Source organism: Streptomyces sp. NPDC059832 (assembly GCF_042731715.1).
In the GTDB taxonomy this organism is placed as follows: Bacteria; Actinomycetota; Actinomycetes; order Streptomycetales; family Streptomycetaceae; genus Streptomyces.
In genome coordinates this window covers 1-26,398 of the sequence record NZ_JBHWIY010000038.1, presented here as the reverse complement: position 1 = coordinate 26,398, position 26,398 = coordinate 1, and the positions used below count along the sequence as shown (strand labels likewise).

Annotated in this window: 20 protein-coding genes and 1 pseudogene; 17 read left to right on the top strand and 4 right to left on the bottom strand. The window is 69.6% G+C overall.

Translation table 11 applies throughout. The annotated features are described in order from the left end of the window. The first annotated feature begins 153 nt into the window (after window positions 1–153). Window positions 154–261, top strand: coding sequence for a hypothetical protein (locus tag ACFV8T_RS38620; protein ID WP_385336675.1), 108 nt, complete (start codon window positions 154–156; stop codon window positions 259–261). Window positions 262–389: 128 nt separating this feature from the next. Continuing rightward, on the top strand, window positions 390–836 hold the full coding sequence (locus tag ACFV8T_RS38615; protein WP_385336672.1) for a transposase: 447 nt from the start codon (window positions 390–392) through the stop codon (window positions 834–836). 182 nt (window positions 837–1,018) lie between these two features. Here the strand turns inward: ACFV8T_RS38615 and ACFV8T_RS38610 are convergent, their stop codons facing one another. After that, window positions 1,019–1,426: a contact-dependent growth inhibition system immunity protein gene (locus tag ACFV8T_RS38610; RefSeq protein WP_385336670.1), complete on the bottom strand. Its 408-nt coding sequence runs from the start codon at window positions 1,424–1,426 to the stop codon at window positions 1,019–1,021. Between the two features lie 1,065 nt (window positions 1,427–2,491). Between ACFV8T_RS38610 and ACFV8T_RS38605 the strand changes: the two genes are divergently transcribed. From ACFV8T_RS38605 to ACFV8T_RS38585, 5 genes are all read left to right on the top strand, one after another. Then, a complete protein-coding gene (locus tag ACFV8T_RS38605; protein ID WP_385336668.1) occupies window positions 2,492–4,102 on the top strand; it encodes an amino acid adenylation domain-containing protein in 1,611 nt (536 codons plus the stop codon). Window positions 4,103–4,263: 161 nt separating this feature from the next. Beyond that, on the top strand, window positions 4,264–7,707 hold the full coding sequence (locus ACFV8T_RS38600; protein WP_385336665.1) for an amino acid adenylation domain-containing protein: 3,444 nt from the start codon (window positions 4,264–4,266) through the stop codon (window positions 7,705–7,707). Next, on the top strand, window positions 7,704–13,079 hold the full coding sequence (locus ACFV8T_RS38595; RefSeq protein WP_385336663.1) for an amino acid adenylation domain-containing protein: 5,376 nt from the start codon (window positions 7,704–7,706) through the stop codon (window positions 13,077–13,079). The genes ACFV8T_RS38600 and ACFV8T_RS38595 overlap by 4 nt, the downstream gene beginning before the upstream one ends. Before the next feature lie 94 nt (window positions 13,080–13,173). Beyond that, the gene (locus ACFV8T_RS38590) at window positions 13,174–14,313 is read left to right on the top strand and encodes a Glu/Leu/Phe/Val dehydrogenase dimerization domain-containing protein (RefSeq protein WP_385336661.1); all 1,140 of its coding nucleotides are present in this window, start codon (window positions 13,174–13,176) and stop codon (window positions 14,311–14,313) included. Then, a complete protein-coding gene (locus tag ACFV8T_RS38585; protein WP_385336658.1) occupies window positions 14,310–15,269 on the top strand; it encodes an NAD(P)-dependent oxidoreductase in 960 nt (319 codons plus the stop codon). The genes ACFV8T_RS38590 and ACFV8T_RS38585 overlap by 4 nt, the downstream gene beginning before the upstream one ends. 772 nt (window positions 15,270–16,041) lie before the next feature. Here ACFV8T_RS38585 and ACFV8T_RS38580 read toward each other — a convergent pair. Beyond that, window positions 16,042–16,455, bottom strand: a complete 414-nt coding sequence (locus tag ACFV8T_RS38580) for a hypothetical protein (protein ID WP_385336656.1) — start codon at window positions 16,453–16,455, stop codon at window positions 16,042–16,044. A gap of 99 nt (window positions 16,456–16,554) precedes the next feature. Here ACFV8T_RS38580 and ACFV8T_RS38575 point away from each other — a divergent pair. From ACFV8T_RS38575 to ACFV8T_RS38555, 5 genes and pseudogenes are all read left to right on the top strand, one after another. After that, window positions 16,555–16,798 (top strand): annotated as a pseudogene (locus tag ACFV8T_RS38575) (transposase family protein); the annotation flags it as partial. 179 nt (window positions 16,799–16,977) lie between these two features. Then, window positions 16,978–17,559 (top strand): hypothetical protein, encoded by a 582-nt coding sequence (locus ACFV8T_RS38570; protein ID WP_385336654.1) that lies wholly within the window; start codon window positions 16,978–16,980, stop codon window positions 17,557–17,559. A gap of 356 nt (window positions 17,560–17,915) precedes the next feature. Further along, complete coding sequence (locus ACFV8T_RS38565; RefSeq protein WP_385336652.1) at window positions 17,916–18,251, top strand: hypothetical protein; 336 nt, start codon at window positions 17,916–17,918, stop codon at window positions 18,249–18,251. Continuing rightward, the gene (locus tag ACFV8T_RS38560; RefSeq protein WP_385336649.1) at window positions 18,248–19,051 is read left to right on the top strand and encodes a hypothetical protein; all 804 of its coding nucleotides are present in this window, start codon (window positions 18,248–18,250) and stop codon (window positions 19,049–19,051) included. The genes ACFV8T_RS38565 and ACFV8T_RS38560 overlap by 4 nt, the downstream gene beginning before the upstream one ends. A gap of 387 nt (window positions 19,052–19,438) precedes the next feature. After that, window positions 19,439–19,576: a hypothetical protein gene (locus ACFV8T_RS38555; protein WP_229846117.1), complete on the top strand. Its 138-nt coding sequence runs from the start codon at window positions 19,439–19,441 to the stop codon at window positions 19,574–19,576. 147 nt (window positions 19,577–19,723) lie between these two features. Here the strand turns inward: ACFV8T_RS38555 and ACFV8T_RS38550 are convergent, their stop codons facing one another. Beyond that, on the bottom strand, window positions 19,724–20,179 hold the full coding sequence (locus ACFV8T_RS38550; RefSeq protein ID WP_385336646.1) for a MerR family transcriptional regulator: 456 nt from the start codon (window positions 20,177–20,179) through the stop codon (window positions 19,724–19,726). Window positions 20,180–20,203: 24 nt separating this feature from the next. Between ACFV8T_RS38550 and ACFV8T_RS38545 the strand changes: the two genes are divergently transcribed. The 4 genes from ACFV8T_RS38545 (at window position 20,204) to ACFV8T_RS38530 (ending at window position 23,846) form a co-directional block, all read left to right on the top strand. After that, entirely contained in the window at window positions 20,204–21,673 is a 1,470-nt protein-coding gene (locus ACFV8T_RS38545) for an MFS transporter (RefSeq protein ID WP_385336643.1), read from the top strand. Between the two features lie 202 nt (window positions 21,674–21,875). Beyond that, entirely contained in the window at window positions 21,876–22,379 is a 504-nt protein-coding gene (locus ACFV8T_RS38540; RefSeq protein ID WP_385336640.1) for a hypothetical protein, read from the top strand. Continuing rightward, complete coding sequence (locus ACFV8T_RS38535; RefSeq protein ID WP_385336637.1) at window positions 22,376–22,804, top strand: hypothetical protein; 429 nt, start codon at window positions 22,376–22,378, stop codon at window positions 22,802–22,804. Before ACFV8T_RS38540 ends, ACFV8T_RS38535 begins: the two co-directional genes overlap by 4 nt. A gap of 478 nt (window positions 22,805–23,282) precedes the next feature. Further along, window positions 23,283–23,846 (top strand): YdeI family protein, encoded by a 564-nt coding sequence (locus tag ACFV8T_RS38530; protein WP_385336635.1) that lies wholly within the window; start codon window positions 23,283–23,285, stop codon window positions 23,844–23,846. A gap of 349 nt (window positions 23,847–24,195) precedes the next feature. Here ACFV8T_RS38530 and ACFV8T_RS38525 read toward each other — a convergent pair whose 3' ends face one another. Beyond that, window positions 24,196–25,176 (bottom strand): helix-turn-helix transcriptional regulator, encoded by a 981-nt coding sequence (locus ACFV8T_RS38525; protein ID WP_385336632.1) that lies wholly within the window; start codon window positions 25,174–25,176, stop codon window positions 24,196–24,198. A gap of 116 nt (window positions 25,177–25,292) precedes the next feature. On the opposite strand from ACFV8T_RS38525, the gene ACFV8T_RS38520 reads away from it, so the two are divergent. Continuing rightward, window positions 25,293–26,234, top strand: coding sequence for an alpha/beta fold hydrolase (locus ACFV8T_RS38520; protein WP_385336629.1), 942 nt, complete (start codon window positions 25,293–25,295; stop codon window positions 26,232–26,234). Window positions 26,235–26,398 lie beyond the last annotated feature (164 nt).

Here is a 26,398-nt window from a genome sequence, read left to right as displayed (position 1 = left end):
CATTGCTTGTCCAGCAACAGCGCCCGGCCACCACTTCTCAACGCCCCATAGAAACACCCGAATCTGCCCACCCCACAGCGCCCAAGGCCGGACATCGAACTGAGGACCATCCCTGACACGAAAGCGAGAACTCCCAGCCGACCCGAAACGCCGGTGTGGATCACGCTCATGGCGATGCGGCGCCGCAAGACCCTCGTGGTCTGCCAGCCCTGTCACCAGGACATCCACGCAGGTCGGGCCACCTCTTCCACCCGAAAATGACCACTGGAGAGCGGTGTGCCGGGAAACTGGCCCGCACCGTTCGGGAAGGGGCCGTCGGAAAAGGACCCGCACCACGGGCACCTCGTCGGCGGCCTACTTCACTCACGTGGTGGCGCGATGATGGGATCGTGGAGCGGCTGCACGACGCGCTGCGCGACCAGGTCCGAGTGGCCGACGGCCGCAGCGTCGAACCTAGCGCGGGGCTCATCGACTCGCAGTCCGTGCGCACGGCCGGCACCGTCCCCGTTTCCACCAGAGGGTTTGACGCAGGCAAGAAGGTCAAAGGCCGCAAGCGGTTCATCGTCACCGACACGCTCGGCCTCCTGCTGGCGGTACACATGGTTGCCGCGAGCGTCCAGGATCGTGACGGCGCGAAACGCCCTCTGCTTCGGACCCACCTCGACCATCCGAGCATCCAGAAGGTCTGGGCGGACCAGGGCTTCTCCGGACGGCTGGTCGATTGGAGCGCTTCGATCCTCGGCCGCGAGCTGGAAATCGTCCGCAAAGCGCCTGACCAGCGAGGCTTTCAGGTCCAGCCCAAGCGCTGGGCCTTGAGCGGACGTTCGCCCGGATGACCGCGCACCGGCGGCTTGCCCGTGACTACGAGGCCGATCCTGCCCGGTCCGCAACCATGATCCGGTGGGCGGTGATCGGCATTATGGTCCGTCGGCTCACCCGAGGTTGCCCTGCCAAACGGCCAGGACCACGGCGTCTTCGATGGACAGCCCCGCAGTAGACGACAGGCACCTGCGACGCGTCAGGAATTCTGGACGGCGCCCACGAACCGCTCGACCTTGCTCCGCAGGTCTGGCGAGAGGTCGGAGAGGCCGCCGACGATGAAGGTCAGTTGCCTCGCAAGTTCCGGATAAACGCTCCAGACAGCTGAGTTCCTGGTCAGGACCGCGCGCAGCAGGTCGCCCTCGTACATGTCGCCTTCGGCCAGCGGGTTGTCACGAAGCACCTCCACCGCGAGCGGAAGAAGCACCGGCAGCCCAATGTCCTGCCCGATCAGCAGGCGCAGGTCCTCAACGGTCAGAGTCCCGACCGGCCGACTCCGCAGGGCATGCGCCGTCGCAATGAGACGGGTGGCGTCAGCCGGGGGCGCCTGCCAGCGATCACGTTCAAGCTCCTCAAGGGACCGACTACGGTCGATGGATACAGTCACCAGACGATTCTCTCGTGAATGCGTGTGGTCGGGTAGCCGGAGACCATTGCTCGTCTCCGGCTACCCGACCACAACGCGAGACCTCAAACACGGTCTGAGCGTGCGTCTCCGCAGTCTCTGGGCAGGGCACGGGTGCCATGGCTCGAGGTCTCCCTCTACCGATCTGCCGTCCCCTACGCCCGCCGTCGCGAAAGTGGTGGCAAGTCCTCCGCTTGCCTGGGTCATGGTGGTGGCACGGTCCACGGTTCGGGGGCATCACGGGCGCCCGCCTCAGCGGTCCGCCAACCCTGTCCGCCGTCAGGCTGCTCGACCCGATGCTGATCCGCGGCTCCCGTGTCGATCGTCATGCGGACAACCCTAGAAGACGACCGAGCGGCGGCTCCGGGCCGGCTTCGCGACGGGTGGCTCCGACTGCCCAGCTCCAACTGCCCTGCTCCCACGAGCAGATGGTCGTACGTCCGGACGGCGACCACGAAGTCGGCATGCCTTCCTGCCCGCTCTCCGGACGGGGGATCACGCCATGAGGTTGCGCTGTGCTCCAGGAAGTTTTTTTCGGATGGTTGTGCAACCTGACCGCGGATGCCTCCGTCTCCTCTCACGCAAAGGCTCTGGTGCCACCGCAGCTCGTGATTCGAACCATCCGAGAGATCCGGGAACCCCGAGGATCTCGAGAATTCGAGACAGAAGAAGACTGTTGACGAAGCACCGCAACATCGCTCGGAAGCGGGACGTACGACAACGCAGCAGGTGCGGTCGGTGCCGCACCTGCGGACACTTCGGCCCGGAGCGCCCCGGTACGAGCCGGACAGCCACCCGGCCGGCGCCGGGGAGACCGGCGCTCACCCGCGCCCACCCGCGCGTTCCTCCCCGGACGGGCAGGAAGCGTCAGCATGGCATCAAGGAACCTTGTGTTGTGCTTCACCATCTCTATAAGTTCGCGCTGAAACGGTCACAAGAATGAGTGGAACGGATGTGCGCCCCCAACAGGGCCCGTCAATAGCCGAGTTATCCGGCCGGCGGACAGTGTGTTCCATCCCTGCAGGGCTCCCGGGGCTGATCAGGGAAGTGTCCCGGACGAGGCCCACGGCCGTCGCCGTCGAGTGCGGCGGCGAGAGGCTGACGTACGCGCAACTCGAAGCGTGGTCCGACGAGACAGCCCGTACGTTACGGGCCACGACACCGCCGGGGCCGCCCGTGGCGGTGGCCATTCCGCGGAGCGTCCAATTGCTCGTGGCCCTGCTCGGCATCCTGAAGGCAGGGCTTCCCTACCTCCCCCTGGACGCGGACGACCCCCCGGACCGGCTGCGACGCGTACTCGACGTATCGGGCAGCACTCTTGCCCTTGTCACCGACACGACACGGGACCGGCCGGCGGCACAGGGGCTGCGCACGCTCGTGCTGCCCGCGCGCTTCGAGGGCCCTGCGGCGGGGGAGACGGAATGGGACCCCTTGCCGCCGGTCCCCGACGCGCAGCCCGTCTACGTGCTGTTCACATCGGGATCCACCGGCACGCCCAAGGGAGTCGTGCTGCCGAGCGCCGCCCTCACCAACCGGCTGGTGTGGATGCGCGACGCCTACGGGGCCGGCCCGGACGACCGCGTCCTGCAGAAGACCCCCATCACCTTCGACGTTTCCGGCTGGGAGCTGTGGCTCCCCCTCATATCCGGCGGCACCTGCGTCCTGCTGCCGCCCGGGGAGCACCGCGAGCCCGGACTCGTGGCACGCGCCATCCGCGAGCAGGGCATCACATTTTGCCACTTCGTCCCCACCATGCTCCGCGAGTTCCTCCGCCACCGCGATGCGGCACGGTGCACCTCTCTCCGGCACGTCTTCTGCAGCGGCGAAGCACTGCCGGCCGAAGTGGCGCGTGCGTGCGTGGACACCATCCCCGCCGCCCTGCACAACCTCTACGGCCCCACCGAGGCCGCCATCGAGGTCAGCCACTGGACCGTCCCGGCCCCGGCACGGGAGATCGACCGCGTCCTCATCGGCCGCCCGATCGACAACTGCGTGCTGCTCGTGGTCGGCCAGGACGACGGGCCGGTCCTCGACGGCGACGAAGGGGAGCTGTGCATCGGGGGCACACCCCTGGCCCTGGGCTATCTCAACGATCCCGTACGGACCGCCCGCGCCTTCGTGCCCGCACCACCGGGATCGTCCGTGGATCGGATCTACCGGACCGGCGACCGGGTACGCCTGATCGACGGGAGCCTGGAGTACCTGGGACGGACCGACGACCAGGTGAAGATCCGGGGGCAGCGCATCGAGCCGCAGGAAGTCGAGCACCGGCTGCGCTCCCACCCCTCGGTGAACGAGGCCGCGGTGGTGGCGGTCCGGCTCGGGGAGGACACCGAACTCGTGGCGTGGATCCTGCCGGCCGAGGCCGGCACCTCCTCCCGCGAACTCTCCGCCGCCCTGCGCACGCACATCGCCTCCGCCCTCCCCTCCGCGTACGTGCCTGGGCACTACCTGACGCTCGACGAGATTCCCAAGACCGGCAGCGGCAAGCTGGACCGGGCGGGACTGCGCGCACGCGCCGAACAGCAGCTCGGTGCCGGGCGGACCGCGCCCGCCGCGCCCTCCGCCACGCCGGGTGACCGGCCCCTGCTCGCGGCCCTGCTGCGGGAACACAACGCCCGCGCCGCCGCGACCGAGTCCCGCGAAGGGACCCGCTGACCGGACGGTCGGCCCTCACCGGAGTGCCACGCACCCCGCTCTCCCCCCTCCTTCTTCTTCCTTCTCCGCCCGTCCGAGGCATCCCCGTACCCATGGGGCGTATTCCCACGCGTCACGGCGCCCCCATCCCGGCGGCGCTCTCGAAGATCTGGAGCCATCCCATGCAGGTCGATTCTCCGCAGCAACCACGGACCGAGGAGCATTTCCCTCCCCGGACGGTCCACGACCTGGTGGCCCGCCGGGCCGCCCACCACCCCGAAGCCACAGCCGTGATCGCGGGCGAGCGCAGAACGAGTTACCGGGAACTGCTCGCCCTCGCCGCACGGATCAGCGCACTCCTCCCGACCGCTCCATGGGGCAGAACCGGAATCTGCCTCGGGCGCGACGAACGCACGGTCGCCGCCTTCCTGGGAGTGTGGCGGGCCGGCCGCTCCTGCGTGGCCCTCGACCCCGCGCTCCCGCCGTCCCGGCTGGCACACATGGTCGACGCCGCCGGGATCGGCGAGGTCCTCACCACACCCGAACTCGCCCCCGTCGTCGCGGCAGCGGGCGCACGCCCCCTCATCGTCGACACCACCCCGCACCAGGACGTCCACGACAACCCCGCACCGCCCCCGGCACGAACCGCGGGCGAGGAGGCGTACGTCCTGTTCACCTCCGGCTCCACCGGCACCCCCAAGGGCGTGGTCATCGGACACTCCTCCGTGCTCGCCCTGATGGAATGGATGACCCGGACGATCGACCCCGCGCACCTGCGGGTGGGCCTGGCGACCGCGTCACTCTCCTTCGACGCCTCCATCCACCAGATCTTCGGCCCGTTGTGCGCGGGAGGCAGCGTCGTCCTCGCCGACGACATCCTGGCGCTCCCCGACCTCCCCGCACGGGACGAGGTCACCATGATCAGCGCCCCTCCCTCCGGCCTCGCGGTGCTGCTGGAACGCCCGTTGCCGCCGGGCGTACGACGGGTCAACGCCGGAGCGGAACCGGTGCCCCGCCCTCTCGTCGACCAGCTCTACGCACAACCGGGGGTCGAAACCGTCGTCAACCTCTACGGGCCCACCGAATGCACCGTCTTCTGCGCCACCCACCCGATAGGCCGTGACGAAACGGGCACGCCGCCCATAGGCACGGCCGTCGCCGGCTGCGAGCTCTCGGTGCGCGACCCCCAGCAGCACCCGGTGCCGGACGGCACCGCAGGCGAACTGTGGGTCGCCGGCCCGCTGGTCGGCCTCGGCTACCTGGGATCGCCGGAGGCGACGGCCGCGAGCTTCGTCACCGACCCCGACGCACCCGGCGGCAGGCGGTACCGCACGGGCGACCTCGTGCGCCGCACGAACGGTGTGCTGCACTACCTCGGACGCCTCGACGAGCAGGTCAAGGTACGCGGCTTCCGCGTCGAACCCGGTGACATCGAGGCGGTCCTCGCGACGCTCCCGGGCGTGCGGCACGCCGTTGTCCTCACCCCCGTGGACCAAGGGGGAACACGGACTCTGCACGCGCATGTGGAGGCCGCTCCGGAGAGCGCTCCCGCGCCCACCGAGGAGGAAATCCTCCGGCTGCTGCGCACCCGCCTCCCGCACTACCTCGTGCCGGCCCGCGTCCTGGTGACGGACCGGCTGCCGCGGAGCAGCAACGGCAAGGTGGACCGCAAGGCCCTGTCCGCCGTGACCCCTCCCGTCAGCACGACGGAACCGGGCGAGAGCCCCCGGCCGGGAGCGGAGGCCCGACTCGCGGCGATCGTCGGTGAGGTGCTCGGCACGGACCGGCCGGTGGGCCGCACCGATCGCTTCGACCTTCTCGGAGGACACTCCCTGGCCGCCGCCCGGGTCCTCGCCAGGGTCCGCGCCGAATGGGGTGCGGTGGTCCCCCTGGGGGACTTCCTCACCGAGCCGACCGTGGCGGCACTGGCCGGACTCATCGACGACGCTCCTCCGGTGCCCGCGCCGACCCGGCTGCCGGACGCCACCGAGTCACCGCTGAGCGACATGCAGCACGAACTGTGGACGACCCGCCAGATCAGCCCGGTACCCGGCGTCACCACGGAGGCGTTCGTCCTCGGCATCGACGGCGCCGTCACCACCGACGCGCTCCGCTCCGCCCTCGACGCACTCGTGGTGAGGCACGAGGCGCTGCGCACCGTCGTGGCGCAAACCCCGCACGGCCCGGTGGCAGGGGTGCTGCCTCCTGCACCGGTCCCCCTCACCGAACACGACATGACGCGGCGGACGGCGGAAGAGGCCGACGCGCTCGTCGACGCGGCGGCCCGGCAGGTCTTCACGCCCGAGGACACCCCGCTGCTGCGCACCGTGCTCGTCCGCACCGCCCCCGACCGCGCCCGGCTGGTGATCGCCGTCGACCACCTGGCCTTCGACGGATGGTCGGGGGGCCTCGTCCTGGACGAACTCGCCGCCGCCCTCGACGGCCGACCCGTGCCGGAACCGGACGTGCAACTCGGGGACGTGGCGCGCTGGGAGAAACACGCCCTCGCGCTCTCCTCCCGGTCCGACCACGACTTCTGGCGCGAGGAACTCAAGGGGGCACTGCCCCCGTGGGACCTCGCACGCCGCGCGCGTGCGGGGACCCCCGCGCACCGGGGCGCCCGGCTGGTGCGCCGGCTGCCGCCCGGCACCGCCGAAGCCGTACGGGACCTGGCGACCTCCTCGGGCGTCTCGGAATTCTCGGTGTACCTGGCGGCGCTCGACGTGCTCATCGCACACTGGACCGGACGGCACGACGTCCTCGTCGCCGTGCCGGTGGCACGGCGCCCCGTACCGGAACTCGGCCGGGTCGTGGGGCCCCTGCTCTTCGTCCCCCCGGTCCGGGTCGGCTTCAGGCCCGAGGAGACCTTCCGCACCGTGGCCGCGCGGGCTGCCCTGGCACGCAACCGGGCGCTCGCACACACGATGCTCCCCGCCTCCGCACTCGCCGAGGCGGCCACGGCAGCGGGGCTCCCGAGACGCCCCGGCGCACCCCTGACCCCGGTCTCGCTCTCCATGCGGCCGTCGGGGGCACCGGTCCGGGTCGCCGCCGGCGCGGTGACCCTGCGGGTCCTTGGCGAACGCGACACCGGCAGCGCGCGGGACGACGCCACCTTCCTCGTCAACACAACGGTGTCGGGCACCGAGATCCATCTCGTCCACGATCTCGAATGCTTCGACGAACAGGCCGCCGGGGCCCTGCTGGACGGGCTCCTCCACGTCCTCGCCCGGGGCACCGCGGCACCCGACCGTTCCTGCTCGGCCATCGGCCTTCCCCTCCCGCCCCCACCGGCCGAACCTCCGGCCCCGTCGGCCGAACTCCCGGCCCCGGAAGGCAGACAACGGATCGCACCGTCCACCGTCGTCGAGGAATTCCTGGCGACGGTATGGGAACAGCTGCTGCCGGTGAAGGACGTGTCCGCCTCCGACTCGTTCCTCGACCTCGGAGGGACCTCGCTCACCGCGATGCGAGTCGCGGCCGAGATCTGGGACGCGCTCGGCGTCGATGTCTCGGTACGCGCGGTCTTCGCCCTGCCGGTGCTGCGTGATCTGGCCGCCGAGGTCGAACAGCGGGCGCTGGCCGCCCTGGACGCGGCGGACCCGGACCGGAAGGAGGAGACAGCATGAGCGATAGGACAACCACGACCTCACAGGCCGACCAGGACCGGCTGCGCGCCCTGCTGTCCGCCCGCAGGGCACAGCGCCCGCAGGCCGCTGCGCGACGGGGGGACGAGCCCCTGCCGCTCAGTTCCGCGCAGCACGCCATGTGGCTCGCCTCCCAGCTCCAGTCGGACAGCCCCGCCTACCTGGTCCCCGTCCTGCTGCGGCTGAGCGGCCCGCTGGACTGCCCGGCCCTCCTGACCGCACTGCGTCGGCTCGTCGAACGGCACGACGTACTGCGCGGCGTCGTCGACGCCTCGGGCCCCGTCCCCGTCCTGGCCCTGCGCCCGGCCTCGGACGTACCCCTGGACGTCGTCGACCTCGGCGCTGCCGCGGACCCGGGGGCCGAGCTCGACCGGCGGGTCCACGAGCACGTACGGCGGCCGATCGCCCCCGAACGCGAATGCCCGCTCCGCGTCACCTGCTTCCGCCTCGACGAGCAGGAGCACGCCCTCCTGCTGGTTCTCCACCACATGGCGACCGACGCCTGGTCCAACGGCCTCCTGCTCACCGACCTGGCCGCGCTCTACGCCCACGAACTGGGGCAGGGGCCGCCGCCACCACAACCCCCGCAGTACTCCGAGGTGGTCACACCCGTCCCCGAGGACCTGACCGCCCGCCATCTGCACTGGTGGCAGGAGCGGCTGCGCGACGCGCCCACCGCACTGGACCTGCCCGCCGACCGCCCTGCCCAGCCGTTCCCCTCCGACGCGGGCGGCGGCGTCCCCCTCGTCTTCCCCACCGGACTCAAGGCACGGCTCGACTCCCTGGCAGCTGACAACGGTGTCACGCCGTTCATGGTGCTTCTCGCCTGCTGGCAGGCGCTGCTGGCACGAGTGTCCGACAGCGAGGACATCTCCGTCGGGGTACCGGACGGGGGACGGCACACGGCACGCGGCGGGCGGGCCGTCGGCCCGTTCGTCAACACGGTCGTGATGCGGACGGTCCTGTCCCCGGCGTGGTCGGGGCGGCGCCTGCTGGCCGAGGTGCGCGACGTCGTGCTCGACGCACTGGCCCAGGCGGACGTCCCGTTCGACCGCGTCGTGCACCAGGTGCGCCCCGAGCGCGCCTCCGGCACCGGGCCCCTCTTCGAGACGATGGCGAACCTGTACGTCCGGCCCGACCTCACCAGCCTCTTCCCGGGACTGACGACCCGGTTCACCGAGATCGCGACCGGCGCCGTCAAGAGCGAACTGGCTCTGCACTGCTTCCTGGCGGGTGCCGAGGGGCCGCTGAGCGGAGTGCTCCAGTACCGTCGCGAACGCTTCGACCCGGCGACCGCGCAACGGCTGGGCGAGTCCTACCTGCGGCTGCTGACCGGCCTGGTCGACGACCCCGACCGCCCCGTGGGCGAACTGCTCCTGACGGACCCGGCGGAGGCAGTGCTGCGCGGGCCGGTACGCACCTACCCGGGCGACTCCGTTCCCGAACTGGTGCGGCGCCGGGCCCGCTCCGCGCCCGAACGGACCGCCGTCGTCGCGAAGGACGGCACTCTCACCTACGCGGAACTGGAAGAGCGGGCCGCCCGGGTCGCCGAGGGCCTGCTCGCGGCCGGGGTACGCGCCGGCGAGCCGGTGGCGGTACTGGCCGAGCGGGACGTCCTCCTGCCCGTGGCCCTGCTGGGCGTACTCGGGGCCGGAGCGGCTTTCGTCCCGCTGGAACCCGCCCACCCCGACGATCGGCTCGCCCGCACCGTGACGGCGTCCGGCGCACGCTTCGTACTGGCCCGGCGCTCCCTGGCCGACCGGGTGCGGGCGGCGCACGTCCTGGTGACGGAGGACCTGTCCGCCCCCGGCACCGCCCCCGCGGACCGGCCCGGAGCACGGGTGGAGGTGGCGGAGGACCGGCTCGCCTACCTGATCTACACCTCCGGAACGACCGGCACGCCCAAGGGCGTCGGCGTGGAGCACCGCTCCCTCACGCACTACCTGCACGCCGCACTGGAACGGATCGACGGGCACGGGCGGTCGTTCGCCCTGCTCTCCACGGCGGCGGCCGACCTCGGATACCTCTCACTGTTCGGGGCGCTGGTGAGCGGCGGCACGCTGCACCTGGTGGAACGCGAGCGGGCCACCGACCCCGAGGGGCTGGCCGCGTACTTCGCCACCCACCCGGTGGACGTCGTCAAGATGGTGCCCAGCCACCTCGAACTCCTCGCCGCACACGGCGACCTGGCAGCCGTACTGCCGAAACACCTCCTCGTGCTCGCCGGGGAGGCATGCCCGCCGCAACTCGTCGCCCGCATCCGCGCGGCCCGCCCCGGCCTGCGGGTGCACAACCACTACGGCCCCACCGAGACAACCGTGTCCGTCCTCGGATGCGAACCCACCGACACCGACGACCCCACGAACACGACCGCCGTCTCCGTCCCTCTCGGCACACCCTTCCCGAACGCACTGTGCTACGTCGTCGACCGCGGCGGACGGCTCGCACCTCCGGGAGCCCCCGGGGAACTGTGGATCGCCGGCCCCGGAGTCGCACGCGGCTACGCCGGGAACACCGAAGCCACCGCGCGGGCCTTCGTCCCGGACCCGGTCGAAGGAACCCGGCGCTGCTACCGCACGGGCGACCGGGTACGCGTACGCCCGGACGGACTCGTGGAGTTCCTCGGCCGCCTCGACGACCAGGTCAAGGTACGCGGATACCGGGTCGAGCCCGGCGAGGTCGCCGCGGCCTGCCGGGCACTGCCCTCCGTACGCGAAGCGGTCGTGCTCGCCGTCGGGGAGGCGCACCGGCGCCGCCTCGTCGCCTGGGTCGTCCCGGCGGACGACAGCACCCCGCTCGACACCACGGCCGTGCGCTCCGCCCTGCGTTCCCAACTGCCCGACCACATGGTCCCATCGGCCCTGGTACCCCTGCCCGGGATCCCGCTCACCCCGAACGGCAAGGTGGACCGCGCAGCCCTGCCCGTCTCGCAAGCCTCCGGGAAACACAACGGCACGGCCCCGCGCAGCGCCGCCGAACGGCGCATCGCGGCGGCCTGGCAGGAGGTACTGGAACTCCCCGACCAGGACCTCGACATCGACGACGACTTCTTCGCACTGGGCGGGGACTCCTTCAGCGCACTGCGCGCCGCCCGGCTGATCGGCCCCGACCTGCGGGTGGTGTCCCTCTTCACCCACCCCACGGTGCGGGAACTGGCGACCCTGCTCGACGATCCCGCGTCCGCCGGCACCGGGCTCCTCCAACGACTGGCCGGGCCGCCCCCGGGCATGTCCCCGGAAGTGACCCTCGTCTGCCTGCCCTACGGCGGCGGATCCGCGGCCTCGTACCGACCTCTCGCACACGAACTCGCCGTGCGACGGCCGGACATGCAGGTGCTCGCCGTGGAACTGCCCGGCCACGACCCCGCACGCGCCGACGAGGAGCTGAGCTCCCTCACCGAGGTCGTGACACGCTGCCGGGACGAACTCGCCAGCATCGACACCGGCAGGGTCCTGGTCTACGGGCACTGCGTCGGCACGGCACCTGCGGTCGCACTCGCCCTCGCGCTGGAGGAGGCGGGCGAGGAACTCGCCGGTGTCGTCCTCGGCGCCGCCTTCCCCAGCGCACGGCTCCCCGGCAGGCTGTCCGCCCTCGTCCACCGCTGGTTCCCCGACGACCGGCGCACCTCCGACCGGACCTACCACGACGTGCTGCGGGCACTCGGCGGGCAGATGGAGGAGGACATCCGGGGCTCGGTGATCCGTGCCGTCCGGCACGACGCGCGCCAAGCGGTCGACTGGTTCAGCGCCCGCTTTGAGACCCACGACCCCCGGCGGCTGCGGGCGCCCGTACTGTGCGTCGTCGGCGACCGCGACCGCACCACCGAACTCTTCGAGGAGCGGTACCGCGAGTGGACCGCCGTCGCCGACGACGTCTCCCTCTCCCGCATCCCGCACGCAGGGCACTACTTCCTCAAACACCAGGCCCTCGAACTCGCCGGGATCATCGAGGAACGGCTCTCCTCGCCGACCGCCTCCGCGCCCGCGTCGACGGCACCGGACAACTCGTCGCAACGACGGGATCTGCGCCGGTTCGGACTCTTCGCACTCGGCCAGACAGCCTCGATGACCGGTTCCGCGCTCACCTCCTTCGGCCTCGGGGTATGGGTCTTCCAGAAGACCCACCAGGTGTCCGCCTACTCCCTGGTCACCATGCTGGCCATGCTCCCGGCCTTCCTCGCCGCGCCACTGGGCGGCGCCGCCACCGACCGCTGGGACCGCCGCAAGGTCCTGCTGGGCTGCGCCGCCGTCTACGGCGTCACCCTGTCCGGCCTCGTCGCCGCCGCGGCCACCGGGACGCTGCAGGTGTGGCAGGTCGCGGTGTTCGCCGCGCTCACCTCCCTCACCGCGGCGTTCCAGCGCCCCGCCTACCTCGCCTCGGTCGCCCAACTGGTGCCCAAGCCCTACCTCGCCCAGGCCAACGGCGTGGTGCAACTGGGCACCGCCCTCAGCACACTGATCGCGCCGGTGCTCGGCGGGGCGTTGATCAGCCTCACCGGACTGGCCGGGGTGGTCTGCCTCGACCTCGTCGCCGTCCTCGCGGGCGGGGCCGTCCTTCTCGTCATCCGCTTCCCGGACCGCCTCTTCCGCAGACGCCAGGAGGGCTTCCTGTCCTCGATCACCGGAGGCTGGCGCTTCCTGGCCCGACGGCCGCCCATGGTGGCGATGGTGCTCTTCTTCATCGTCGTCAACTACATCATCGCCACCACCACGGTCCTGACGGCTCCGCTCGTCCTCTCCACGAGCAGCCCGGCCGTCCTCGGCACGGTCACCGCGGCGGGCGGCCTCGGCGCCGCGGTCGGCGGCCTGGCCATGGCCTTCTGGGGCGGCACCCGGCGCCGGGCCGACGGCATGATCGGCATGACGATCGGGATGGGACTGGCCACCGCGCTGATCGGGCTGCGGCCGGAACCCGTCCTCATGGGCGTGGGCCTGTTCCTGTGGTGGGTGTGCAACGCCCTCCTCAACGCACACTGGCTCGCCATCCTCCAGGCCAAGGTGGGCCTGGAACTGCAGGGCAGGGTCGTGGCCACCAACCAGATGCTCGCCACCGGGCTGATGCCGCTCGGCTTCCTGCTCACCCCCCTCCTGCTGAACCACCTCTTCGACCCCCTCGTCGGACAGACCCCTTTCCTCCAGATCACGGGCGGCACGGGGCCGGGCCGGGGCATGGGACTGCTCATGATCACCGGCGGACTCCTGCTCGCGGGATGGGGCGTCCTCGGCCTGCGATACCGCCCCTTGCGCCACATCGAGAGCCGGCTCCCCGACATCTCGACGGCGGAGGTCGTGGCGGACGACCTCGACACACTCCAGGACGAGGCGGACGCCTTGCTGCGCCGGAGCGCCGCCTGACGCCGCTCAGGTCGCGCCGCCACCCGGCGCCCGGACACGTACCCGGCCCGCGCCCTCGCCACGACGTACCCACCGGAACCAGAAAGACGTGGACATGAACCAACTCCTTCACAGCGACGACACCCTGGTCGCGTCGCCGCTCTTCACCACCACACTCTCGATGCCCGGCTGCGAGGCCGACGCCTGGGTCGTCGTGGACAGCACCGTACGGGGCCTCGCCATGGGCGGAACCCGCCTCACCGAGACCGTCGACGAACTCGAACTGGCAGCCCTGGCAAGGGCGATGACCCACAAACTCGCACTCGTCGACCTGCCGATCGGCGGAGCCAAGGCGGGCATCCGCCCCCGCTCCGCCATCACGGACCGCGACCGGCTGATGCGCACCTTCGGCCGGGTCGGCCGCCCGCTCCTGCACGGCGGTGTGTACCTGGGCTGCGACCAGGGCACGACACCGGCGGACCGCGACGCGTTCTTCGCCGCGGCCGACTACGACCTCGCCGAAGTACCCGGGGCCACCCGGCTGGACGTGCCCTGGGAGCAGTTCTACGGGACCATGTCCGACATCACAGGCTTCGGCGTCGCGACGGCGGCCCTGAGCACACTGGAGGCACAGCAGGTCACCGCACCCCAACGCGTGGTGGTGCAGGGCTTCGGAGCGGTGGGCCGGGCCGCGGCCCTGCACCTCGAACGCGCGGGCCACCGCGTCGTGGCCGTCGCCGACGTCCTGGGCACACTGACCGACCCGGCCGGCCTGAGCACGGAAGGACTGATCAAGGCGACCTCCGCCGACGGCACCGTCGACCGTTCGCTGCTCCCGGCCCGGGTGCGGTCCCTGGGCCCGGACCGGGCCTGGCTGACCGTCGACGCGGATGTCCTCGTCCTCGCGGCCGCGGCCGACGCGATCGACCCCGGCTCGGTCCCGGACGTGCGCGCCCGCGTCGTCGTCGAGGGCGGCAACCTCAGCTGCGGCCCCGTCGCGCGCCGCCTCCTGCGCGAGGCGGGCCACACGGTGCTGCCGGACGTGGTGGTGAACGTCGGCGGAGCAGCCCTGACCGGGGCGATCCTGACCGGGGTGGCCCCGTCCGGACTGTCCGCGCCCCGCCTCGCGGACTGGCTGCGCGCCTGGATCGCGAACAAGATCAGACGCAACTGCGCCCTCGTGACCGAGCTGACCGGCCACGGCAGCCCCGACCCCGTCGCGGAGCTCCTCGCACACCGGGCGGTGCACCGGTGAAGACGTCCACCTGGCACGACCCGCGTGCCCTCGTCGCACACACGGCGATGGCCGAAGAGCTGCTGCCTCACCTGGAACCGCTGGTCACGGCAGTGCGGGCCTCCTCCCTCCTCGACCTGTCACGGAGGGAACTCGCCGAGGTCGAGGTGCTGATCGGCCACCACTTCCCCGAACGCTCCCTCGCCCTGCTCCCCGGCCTTCGATGGCTGCACCTCACCGGCACCGGAACCGACCACCTCCCCGCCGCCGGACTCGCCCCCGGGACGCTGGTGACCAACTCGGCGCGCGTCCCCGTCGAATCCGTCGCGGAGTACGCGCTGTCCGCACTGCTCATGCTGCTCAAGGAGTTCCCGACCCTGTCGGCACGCCCCCAACGACGTGCCTGGCACACGTCCACCGCCACGATGCTGTGCGGATCGACCGTCCTGGTCGTGGGAGCCGGAAGGATCGGCCGGTCCGTGATCCGCAAGGTCACCGCGCTGGGCGCCCGGTGCGTCGCCGTCACCCGCACCGGGGAACGGAGCGTGCCGGGGGCGGACCGCACCGTGGGCACCGACCGCCTGGCCGAGGCCGCCGCCACCGCCGACCACATGATCTGCTGCCTGCCGGCCACCGCCGGAACCCACCACCTCGTCGACGGCGACGTACTCGCCGCACTGCCGGCCGGAGCGGCGCTGGTCAACGTCGGCCGGGCCACCACGGTGGACGACAAGGCCCTGCACGAGGCGTTGGGGACCGGAGCACTGCGCGGAGCGCTGCTCGACGTCCACGACATCGAGCCCCTCCCCGCGGACGACCCCCGATGGCGGACACCGGGCCTGGTGATCTCCCCGCACTGCGCCTTCGCCTTCCCCGGCGAACCCGCCGCCGTGGGCCAGGTGTTCCAGGACAACCTCACCGACCTGCGAGCCGGCCGAACGGCCCGGGACGCCGTCGTCGGGACCCAACCCGGGTGAGGGAAACGATGTCCTGATGCCCGCGCCGGACGGAGCCCCGCTCCGCCCGGCACGGGTTTTCTTCGAGCGCGCGCCGGGCGCCGTCGGGCGCCGCCGGGTCGGACGACACCGATGCGGCGAAGAAGACCGCCGCGCGAGCGAAGCACCCTCACACCACAGCCGCCTGATCACCCGTCATGTGCCAGCCGCGGGCCAGCGGACGGGCGGCATCGACCACAGGGGAAATCGTTTCTCCTGGCGGAGATTTCTCTCACTTTCGGCCGCAGACAGGTGATGATGTCGCGAAGTCCCCGTGTCCTCGGGCACCCTGCGAAAAGATCTTGGTCGCCATAGAATCGGATGCCGCCCTAATCTTTCGCAACCTCGATATAAGATCCGGACCATTTCTCGTTGATCTTCTCGCCCAGCCTCGGCTGATTCTCTTTGATTCCAAGCGGTGGAAGACATCCAAGCATGACAGGGATGAGGCAATCCTGAATAATGCGCGGCGGCAAGAGCGTTTCCCTGACCCACTTGTTTGGTTCGAGCCCCTGAGTTCACGCTACGAATCCTTCAGATGCTGAACGAGACCTTGGATGAGATCCAACAGGGGAAGGCCGAACGCTGAATACCTCGGTCCGGCGCCTGGAGAATCCACCACGGAAAACCCGTGTCAGTAACCGCACCAGATGATTCAACGAATCAGAACGAATGCTCATCTTGAATGCGTCGACTGTGCCACCGGACATATCACTTTCCTGAGGGCTGTCCCGTAATCCCACGAGGCCGAGGGTCATGCCGTATCAGGGTCGGCGCCAATGGCACCGGCCGAGCGAAGCGAACGCCCGAGGTCTCCGGTGAGGATGCGGGGGTGACGCCGCCACCACCACAGGTCGGGGCCGGGCAGCCTGTGGAACTGATCGAGTGCTTGACCGTCGTCGTCGATGGTCACGGCTTTGTACTGGTCGTCCAGAGCGTTGATCCGCGGGGTCCAGAGCTGGACGACGTGTTCGTCCAGCAGGAGCCATGCCTCGTGCAGCCAGTTTCGGCAGTAGAGGTCGTTGGTGTACTCGTAGATGTCGTCGCCGTAGCCGCGCTCGATGACGCTCACCAGGGCAGCCCATGCGTTCACCATTTCAGTGACCGTGAATGCCGTCCGCCAGCCGCGCTGGTGCAACAGCTCTCCCACCTCAGTTTCAGTAGCCACGGGCGTGAGGCTCTCATACCGAATCCGTCCGGACGACCGAGATGTCTCCCGTCAGAGGCCGGCGCCCCCGCAGCGTGATCAAGATGGGGCGATCTCACCGTGGCTGGTGTGATCACGGCGGCGGAGCCGTCCTGGACAGCCCCGTTCAGCGGCTGAGCCCGAGGCAGTTCGGGAAGCTGGTGACCGTTCTGCGGCGCAGGGCACGGACGCCGTCCGCAAGGGCCGGCCATGGAGCCTGCCGCTGGAGGACCGGGCACTGCTGGTCGCGGCCTACTGGCGCACGAACCTGACACTGAGGCAGCCCGCCCCGTTGTTCGAATCCAGATCGGCCGCCGACAGCATCGGCGCGCTCTGGCCGTCCTGGGCGAGCAGCTCACGCGCGGTGGCCTCCCGTGTGCGACGGGATGTTGACGCAGATGTACCCCGATCAGGTGGGAATCCCGCTGGCCGACCAGAGACCGCCTGGTCGCCTGCTTTCCTCTTGATCAGTTCTACCGCCCACAGAGGAATGAGGACCCATCCATGAATCGTCTCGCTGTCTGCGCCGCTGTGGCGGTCTCAGCCATCGCTCTTTCTGCTGGGCAGGCCGCGACGGCGGATCCCTCTCCCGGGCGGCACGGGCAAGCAGCCCGGCATCACGCACCCGCGAAGCCGACAAGCGAGTCGGCCCGGCTGGCCCGTTCCGTCCTGAACGCGAAGGGCATCACCTACGCCAAGGCGCACGTGAGCGGTACCGACAAGGTGTCTCTCCCGCAGCAAAATCTGGTCGACGTCTCCAACGGGCGCCTGGCCAAGACCAGCCCGTGGGGCCACAAGAAGGGTGCGCGGGTCGCGCTCGACACACGGATGCTCAACGGTGTCCTGAAGCTCGGCACCCAGTACCACTACAAGTTCGAGATCTCCGAGTTCGTCGGCGGAAGGCACAGCCGTACCTCCAAGCACTACGCGGGCCGCGCGGTCGACGTGACCTGGATCAACGGCCGCCACGTGGGCAAGAGGGCCGATCACCGCGGGCTCATGAATGCCTGCCGGAAGCTCGGCGCCAAGCTGGTCCTCGGGCCGGGTGACAAGAACCACGACACCCACGTCCACTGCCAGTGGTAACCCGCCTCCAGCACACCGGGTGACCTGTGAAACTCCCGCTCCTGTGTGGTGCAGGAACCAGGGCCCCCAACGGCAGATCCCCGGCCCGGCACCCTGCGGTGCCGGGCCACTCCCTTTCACTCAGCCCTGAACGGACAGCTCTTTTACGGACATGGCTCTCGGGCAGACCGGGTCCAGTCCGTGCTTGAGTGGGGCCTCCTCGCCTCCCCGCTCCCCTGCTGGAGGACTGTTGGATGATTCCGCCGCGCTGATGGGGACCGTAAATCGATTGACAGACCGATCTGGAGGGCGCCGCCCACGAAGCAGACGTAGAGCCCGCGGTTCTTCAACGCCTTCTCTCCGGTGCACAGGACACCGTGCTCGCCGGGTGCACTGACCACCTCAACAGCCCGAGCACCACCCCGGGCGAGCCCTGCGCGGAATCATTCCTGGCCTGCCTGGGGTGCGAGAACGCACGTGCCCTGCCCCACCAGCTTCCTCTGCAGATCGCTGCTCTGGACCAGCTGACCATCCTGCGGGCGCACACCGATCCGGCGTCCTGGAAAGTCCTCCACTCGGTGCATCACGAGCGACTGGCGGATCTGGTGAACCACTACCACCAGTCAGAACAGGCGCAGGCACGGCAGAACCTCACCGACCGGCAGGCACAAATGATCAATGACCTGATAGGCGGACGGATGGAACTGCGATGACCACGTCAACCACCGCTCCGGCCGCACCCGAAGATCTCGCTAGCAGGATCGTGCTCCATGCCCGGCCTCTGCGACAGGGGATCGATCCTGCGGCGCTGTCGCGGTTCGCGGACCCCGCCTGGTCCCTGACCGAGGCCCACCCCGGCCAGCACATCGAGCCGATCATGCTGTACTGGCCGACGTTCGCCCCGTTCCACGAGGCGTTGACGAGCGCCGAGCGCCCCGACGTCGCCTTCGCCTGGGTCTCCCGCTCCAAGGCCCGTGACCCCCTGGAACGCATAGGCCGCGACGAGCGGCCCGTTACACACGAGGTCCTCGACGAACTGCCCCCGGGCAAGGTGCTGGCCCACCTGCGCAGTGTCCTGGTCGCGACCGGCGCCCTGCCGCCCCGCGACGAACGGCTGGTCGCCCTGGAGAAATGGATCACCGCGACGGTCCAGGCCCGCACCGATCTCGCCGAACGGCGAATCCTGCACGGCTACGCGGTCTGGCACCACATGCGCCGGCTCCGGCGCCGCCTCGGTGAAGACCACACCACCCGGCTCCAGGACCTGAACGTGCGCTGCCACGTCACCGCGGCAAACAACTTCCTCGACTGGCTCGGCGACGAAGGGCTCACACTGAAGACCTGCACTCAGACGGACCTGGAACGCTGGATGGCCGACCCCACGGTCAGCTACCCCGACGAGACCGGCCACTTCGTCCGCTGGTCGGTACAGCACCGGCACGCCCGCGACCTGACCTACGGCACCGTCCGCTGGACAGGCCCGCTCAGTACCATCGACAGCGAGAAACGATGAGCAGACGCCCGGCGCCTCCTCAACGACGACACGCTGCCGACCCCGGACCGCGTCGCGGGACCGCTGCTGATCCTCTACGCACAGAAGATCGCCACCATCAGCCAACTCACCGTCGATGACGTCGACTTCGACGGCGACACCGTCTCCATCACGTTTGGCACCTCGCCGGTCGTCCTCCCCGCACCGCTGGCCAGCCTGGTCCGCGAACTCGTCGCGACCCGCCGCGGCAAGGCCAAGATCGGCACCCCGGAGGACGCTCCCTGGCTCTTCCCCGGAGGCCAGCCGGGCCGCCCCCTCGGCGACGACCGGATCGGCCAGCGCCTCCACAAGATCGGGATCCGGCCCAAGCAGGACCGCTCTACCGCGCTGTTCACCCTCGCCACCGAAGTGCCCGCCGCGATCCTCGCCCGGATGCTCGGGGTCCACATCAAAGTCGCCGTCCAGTGGCAACAGGCATCAGGCGGGGACTGGGCCGCCTACGCCGCCGACGTCAGCCGTCGCAACGGCGTCACGGAAACGGAATAGCTATCTGCGATTATCTACGACGGGACCTCTGCTTGTCAGATCTAGGTACCACGGGACAGCACGTTGTTGACGGCGGCGGCACGCCAAGGCGTGCTTCCGCGGAACCAGGCGATGACCGGTGATTTCGGGCCCGCTCGGAGGGGCTACTCAGCGGGCAGTCGGTGTGCGGTTGGGCGCCCATAGCTGGTCGGCGTCGCCGGCGGCGAGTCGGCCTCGGTAGACGTCGACCTTGCGAGCGATGAGTTTCAGGTTCTCCTGGAGTTCGGCAATCTTGGCGAGCACCTGGTCATGATGCGATTCAAGCAAGTCCAATCGCTCGTCTTCGTTGCCTCGGCCCGCCGCGACGAGTTCGGCGTAGCGGCGGATGCCCTTGATGGGCATGCCGGTCGCCCGGAGCCTGGTGCAGATGGTGATCCACTCCAGGTCGAACTCGCGGTAGCGGCGCCGGCCGCCGTGGGTGCGGTCGACGGGGGTGACGACCAGGCCGGCGCGTTCGTAGTAGCGCAGGGTGTGCGTGCTCACTCCGGTACGGCGAGCAGCCTCGGCGATACTCAGCCCCGTCTCGGGCACGGGCTCGGGAAGTTGTTGGTTGACTTCGACCACGCTCTAAAACTTAGCGTCCCGGACATGCCCGAACCCATACCTGTACTCAGTCCTCGCCGTCGACTCCTGGTGCTCGCGATCTGCTGCGCCAGCGTGATCGTCGTGGTGATGGACATCTCCATCGTCAACGTCGCGCTACCGTCGATTCGTCGTGATCTGCACGCCTCAGTGTCCGGCCTGCAGTGGACGGTCGACGCCTACACCCTGGCGCTGGCCAGCTTCCTGGTGCTGGCCGGGTCCACCGCGGACCGCGTCGGCCGTCGGCGCGTGTTCCAGATCGGCCTAGCCGCCTTCGGGCTCGGCTCGTTGCTGTGCGGCCTGGCGCCGAGCATCAGTTGGCTGATCGTGGCGCGTACGCTGCAAGCCGTCGGTGGCACGATGCTCAACCCGGTGGCGATGGCGATCGTCGCCAACACGTTTGCCGACCCGGCTGAACGGGCCCGGGCGATCGGCGTGTTCGGGTCGATGACCGGCCTGTCTCTGGCGCTCGGTCCGATCATCGGCGGTGCCCTGGTCGATGGCCTCGGCTGGCACTCCGTCTTCTGGATCAACGTACCGATCGTGGCCGCCGCGATCGTGTTCACCACACTGTTCGTACCCGAGTCCCGCGCCCCCCGGGCGCGCCGATTCGACCCGGTGGGCCAGATCTTGACGGTCCTGGTCCTCGGCAGCGTCATCTTTGCGATCACCGAATCCAAGGAGTTGGGCTGGTCCTCACCAGTCATCCTGGGCCTGCTCGCTGTGGCTGTGCTCGGCGTGCTCGGCGTCCTGGGCTACGAACCACGCCGCGTCGACCCGCTGCTGGAGCTACGCCTGTTTCGCAGCGTGCCGTTCAGCTCGGCGATCCTGATGGCGCTCTTCGCACTGTGTGGGTTCGGCGCGTTTCTGTTCGTGACCACCCAGTACCTGCAGGACGTGCGCGGCATGTCGGCGCTGACGACCGGGCTATGCCTGCTCCCCGTCGGGGCGCTGGTCATTGTGCTCTCCCCGTTCACAGGACGGCTGGTCGTCACACACGGTCCCAGGCTGCCGCTGGTGCTCGCCGGGGGTGCGCTGGCGCTGGGCGGCGGCGCGTCGGTCTGGCTCGGACCGGCCACCCCTCTGCCGACCGTGCTCTCGATCTACCTACTGTTCGGCATCTTCCTGGGCACCGTCAACCCGCCGATCACCAACACAGCGGTTTCCGGAATGCCCCGCTCGATGGCCGGAGTGGCTACCTCGTTGGCCTCCGCTGGCCGGCAGACCGGCACCACCCTGGGCGTCGCGATCTCCGGAACGATCGTGGGGTCGGCCTTGCCTCGCGGTGGGACAACGTTCAGCAGCACGGAGCGCGGAGTGTGGTGGATGGTGGTCGGGTTGGGCCTGGGCATTGTGGTCTTGGGACTGTTCAGCACCGGGGGCTGGGCCTTGGGCACCGCAGTGCGAGCTGCGGCACTGTTCAAGGAGGTGGACCGTGGCTCGGATCTTCGCGCCGCCTCTATCGGCCGCCGTTGATCGGCAAAGCGGCACGCCACATACCAAGGACCCTCGCGGCCAACGCTGTTGACCTCAGTGAGCTCCGAAAGCGGACGGCACCCCCGCCGCGAGCAACGCCGACCTCATCCAGCAGGCATTCGGAGAGTTCCAATACCCGACTCCACCATCAGCCCATGGCGACGATTCCTGGCTGGACGACGTCGCCGTGGAGCGGCTGGAGATGCTCCTCGAGCAGTACGAGGACGACTGGACTCGCCTGGAAGAGGCCAACGAACACGTCAGCGGGCCCGCTGCCACCGAGTACCGACGCCGCACCGCCAGTGCGGCCGCGTTCCTCGGGCGCACCGTCCGAGCCCAGGCCAGCGTCCGGCGTCTCATCGCCCAAACCGACACCGACATCCACCACGGAGACGCCATGACCTGCGTCCACCGCGCCGAGACGGCGGCGTGCCGCACCGAGAAGCTACTGCTCGAACTGCCCGCCGACGACGGACCAGACGAAGCCTTCTGCCGGAGTACCTGCGCCAACCTCGCCTACACGGACCGGGACATCACTGGACACCGCTCGCGGCTGTCTGTCCTGGAACGAGAAGCATCCGATCCGATGACTCCAGGCCCGCGCCGTGACCGAGCCGCCGCCCAGGCAGAGCGGATACGAGCGGTGATCGGACGACATGAAGCATCCCGACCCCGTGCGCTCGACGAAGGCGGCCCACTCGCATGACACGAAGGAACAGAGACAGGGATACCGAGCGCGAGGAGATCCGAGCCGCTGCGGAGCGCCTTTTGGCCGGCACACCACTGCGCTCCAGGGTCGGCACGCTCACGGGAACCGAGCTGATTGCCGAGTGCGGGCTGCGGCGAGACGTCGTCTATGGAGATCACAAGGACCTCGTAGATGACTTCCGAGCGCGGGCCCGGGCCCGGAATTTCACTCCGCAGGTCGTGCAGAACATGGCCGAGGACAATGCCGGGCTCCGAGAAGCCTTGGCGAAGACCAAGACGGACCTCGCCACGGAGAGGGAACGAGTCCGTGCCCTGATACGAGCCGCTGCAGAGCTGTCGCTAGAACTGGAGCAGGCGCGCGAGGAACTCGCCGCAGCCCAGCAGGTCACACGGCTGCCTGGCCGGCCCAGATCCGACAGCTGACGAGAACCAGGGCGATGGCGGCGGTGGAGCTGCCGGGGGGCGTGATGTCGGCGCACGCGTCGGGTCGGACGGTCGAGCAGTAGCGGTCGTGGGTGCGTGAGCGGTACCAGGTCCGCTCCAGCGGCCAGGGCTCTGGCCTAGGAGACGAGGCGTGTCGAGGCGGCGTCGAAGAACAATTCGGCTAAGTTGATCAACAGCCCGTCTCGCGATCCGAACGCGCCGATCCCGGAGGACGAGGAAGATATCGTCAGCGCACTTTGAGCTGAGCTGTCCACTCGCGTTGGCGAGGCCCGCGTCTCTTCCGCTCCCTCGAACGAGGGGCCTGCGGCCGATCCGTCCCCGCTCGGCTCCTGTGGCTGCCTGCCCGTCATGGTGATGACACCCCGGCGCAGATCCCGGGCGGCGCGGTGAAACTCTCGGATTGTCGTACCCGACAGGTTCAATGGAACCGACGAGACGACCGACGGGAGCACCGCGCATGGAGTCAACCTTCTTCTCAAGTCCTGAGGAGTTCCGGGACTGGCTGGAGGAGCACCACGCGACTGCCTCCGAATGCCGGGTGGGCATGTGGAAGAAGGGAACGGGCAAGCCCACCCTGAGCTGGTCGGAGGCGGTCGACCAGGCCCTGTGCTACGGCTGGATCGACGGCCGGCAGAGCCCGATCGACGACTTCTCCTGGACGATCCGGTTCACCCCGCGCAGGCCGCGCAGCAACTGGAGCCAGGTCAACCTCCGCAAGATCGAGGAGCTGACCGCGCAAGGGCTCATGCGGCCGGCCGGCATCGCGGTGTTCGAAGCCCGTGACCGGGACCGCGAGGAGAAGCCGTTCTGGGAGTTCGAGGCGGCGCAGCTGGCTCGCTTCCAAGCGGAACCGCGGGCGTGGGAGTGGTTCAGCGGGCAGGCGCCGTCCTACCGCAAGTCGGCCATCCACCATGTGATCAGTGCCAAGCGGGACGAGACTCGGGAGCGGCGGTTGGACCAGCTGATCGCCGACAGCCTGGAGGGGGTGCGGCTCAAGCCGTTCCGGCGACCTGGAACCTGAGGGCCCGCTGCAACAGGCCGAGCGTGATCGCGTAGTCCTCCAGCTCGGCCGTCCAGCGCGGGACCTGCCGCTCCGGGAACCCTCGGGCTGGCCTTAGCCGCCCATGGCCCACAGCCCGTGATCGACAGCGCCGCCTACGAGGCGCCAGCCGCCGCCACAACCTGCACCGCCCGTCGCGACCTCGACCCCGGAAGCGCGCCGAGTGCGTGGCGATGCTGGCCCGGCACGAGACGGTCCACCCTCAGCGAGCCAGGCCGGCAGACCCGCCGACTCGTGACCAGGCGACTGCCGGAACGGACAAACCCACCCTATTGAGCGGAACTGTTCTCGAAGCCCTGCCTCGTCCGCTTCAAGACGGGTGAAGGTCTCCGCTGGTGCGCGGCCGGCCGTATCGTTCGACGAGGGCGTTGCCGATCGAGGCCAGGTGGTCTCGGACCCCCGGAGGGCCGGTCACCTCGACCCATTCGACCAGCCCGGAGAGCTCGCCGGCGAGGATGTACTCATTGGGGCCGCGGATCACGACCTCGATGCGGCCATCGGTCGTGGAACCTCCCACGTCGAGCCGGTCGCCGAGCGCCATCCGGAGTATGCCTATCCCGTCAGGTGTGCATACCGCCTGGACCTCCAGCGGCGTTCGTTTGCGATCGACCTCTTTGGCGATCTCATTCCAGCTCTCGGCAAGGTCGAAGTCCCCGGGCCGGTGCACAGGGTCGCCGGTCGGGTCGGCGGACGACACGCGGTCGATCCGGAAGACCCGTCGGCCGGTCTCGGTGTTGGAGACGAGGTACCACACAGGACCTTTGGCGACGATGCCCAGCGGGTGGACGGTTCTCCGGGTTTCGACGCCTTTGCTGTCGACGTAGCCGAGCGACACCTGGACGCCGCTGATCACCGCGTCCTGGAGTTCGTCGAGGAAGCGAGGCGGCCGGTGCTCGATCCGGCTCGCCCCCCATCGCTGCGGGTCTACGACCAGCGACGCCGCCGCTGCCTCGGCCTGCACCTGGAAGGGCTTCGGTAGAGCATGGACGAGCTTGCGCAGAGCTGCCTTCATCGCCGGCGTCGCATCCGAGGCCGGACCGACAGCCAGGAACAGGGCGCGTGCCTCACTGGCGGTCAACCCGGACAGGTCGGTACGAGCACCGCCCACCAGGCGCCAGCCGCCACCTCGGCCCTGTACGGAGTACACGGGCACCCCGGCCATGGCCAGGGCGTCGAGGTCACGGCGGGCGGTGCGCTCGGAGACGTCCAGCTCTCGGGAGACCTCCGCGGCTGTCACCTGCTCGCGCCGTTGGAGCAAGAGGAGTATGGCCACCAGCCGATCGGATCGCATACTGACAAAACTCTCATAAAAACCGGTCATGGGGTGACCGGTTTGGTGACCAAGATGGCGACATGACCTCATCGAGGAGGTCGACCGCCAGCGAACGCCCCCAGAGAGGAAATGCAGTGTTCAATCAAGCAGAATTTCCCGAGCCCACCCTCATCCAGGTCAACGGTGTGGAGCTCGAAGTCTTCGAGGCAGGCCGAGAAAACAAGGGCAAGCCCATCGTGCTCTGCCACGGCTGGCCGGAGCACGCCTTCTCCTGGCGTCACCTGATGCCCGTCCTCGCAGCGGCTGGCTACCACGTCATCGCACCGAACCAGCGGGGTTATGGCAACTCATCCCGCCCGACCGAGGTGACGGACTACGACATCGAACACCTGACGGGTGACCTCGTCGCGCTCCTGGACCACTATGGCTACGAGGACGCCACCTTCGTCGGCCATGACTGGGGTGCGTTCGTCGTCTGGGGACTGACCCTGTTGCACCCCGACCGGGTGAACAAGCTGATCAACCTGAGCCTGCCTTACCAGGAACGCGGAGAAACGCCGTGGATCGAGGTCATGGAAACCTTCCTCGGCGGCGACTTCTACTTCGTCCACTTCAACCGGCAGCCGGGCGTCGCGGACGCCGCATTTGATGCCAACACCTCCCAGTTCCTCCGCAACCTCTACCGGAAGAACGTGCCCCCCGCACCCCCTGAGCCGGGCATGGCATTTATCAACCTCGCCAAGGCGGAAACACCACTCGGTGAGCCCATCATGAGCGACAGCGACCTGGCCGTCTACGTCTCCGCGTTCGAGACGTCGGGATTCACGGGCGGCATCAACTGGTACAGGAACCTCGACCACAACTGGCACCAGCTGGCGGACGCGGACCCGATCATCAAGCAGCCCGCCCTCATGATCTACGGCGACCAGGACTTCGCGATCCCGAGGTTCGAAAGACTGGCAGAGTTCGTGCCCAACGTGGAAGTGGTCGGCCTGGACTGCGGTCACTGGATCCAGGAGGAAATGCCAGAAGAAACCAACCAGGTGATTTCGGAATGGCTGGAACGGCAGGGCTAAGGGCTGTCCCGTAATCCCTGGTGGATCAGCGTGCGGCGTCAGATGCGGTGCATCGCAAGGCGGAGGGATGCCCGAATACTGGATGTATTCGGGCGTTCCGACAACGCGGCGAGGTGCCGTAGCTGTCGTCGCACGCCCGCCAGGGATTACGGGACAGCCCTTAG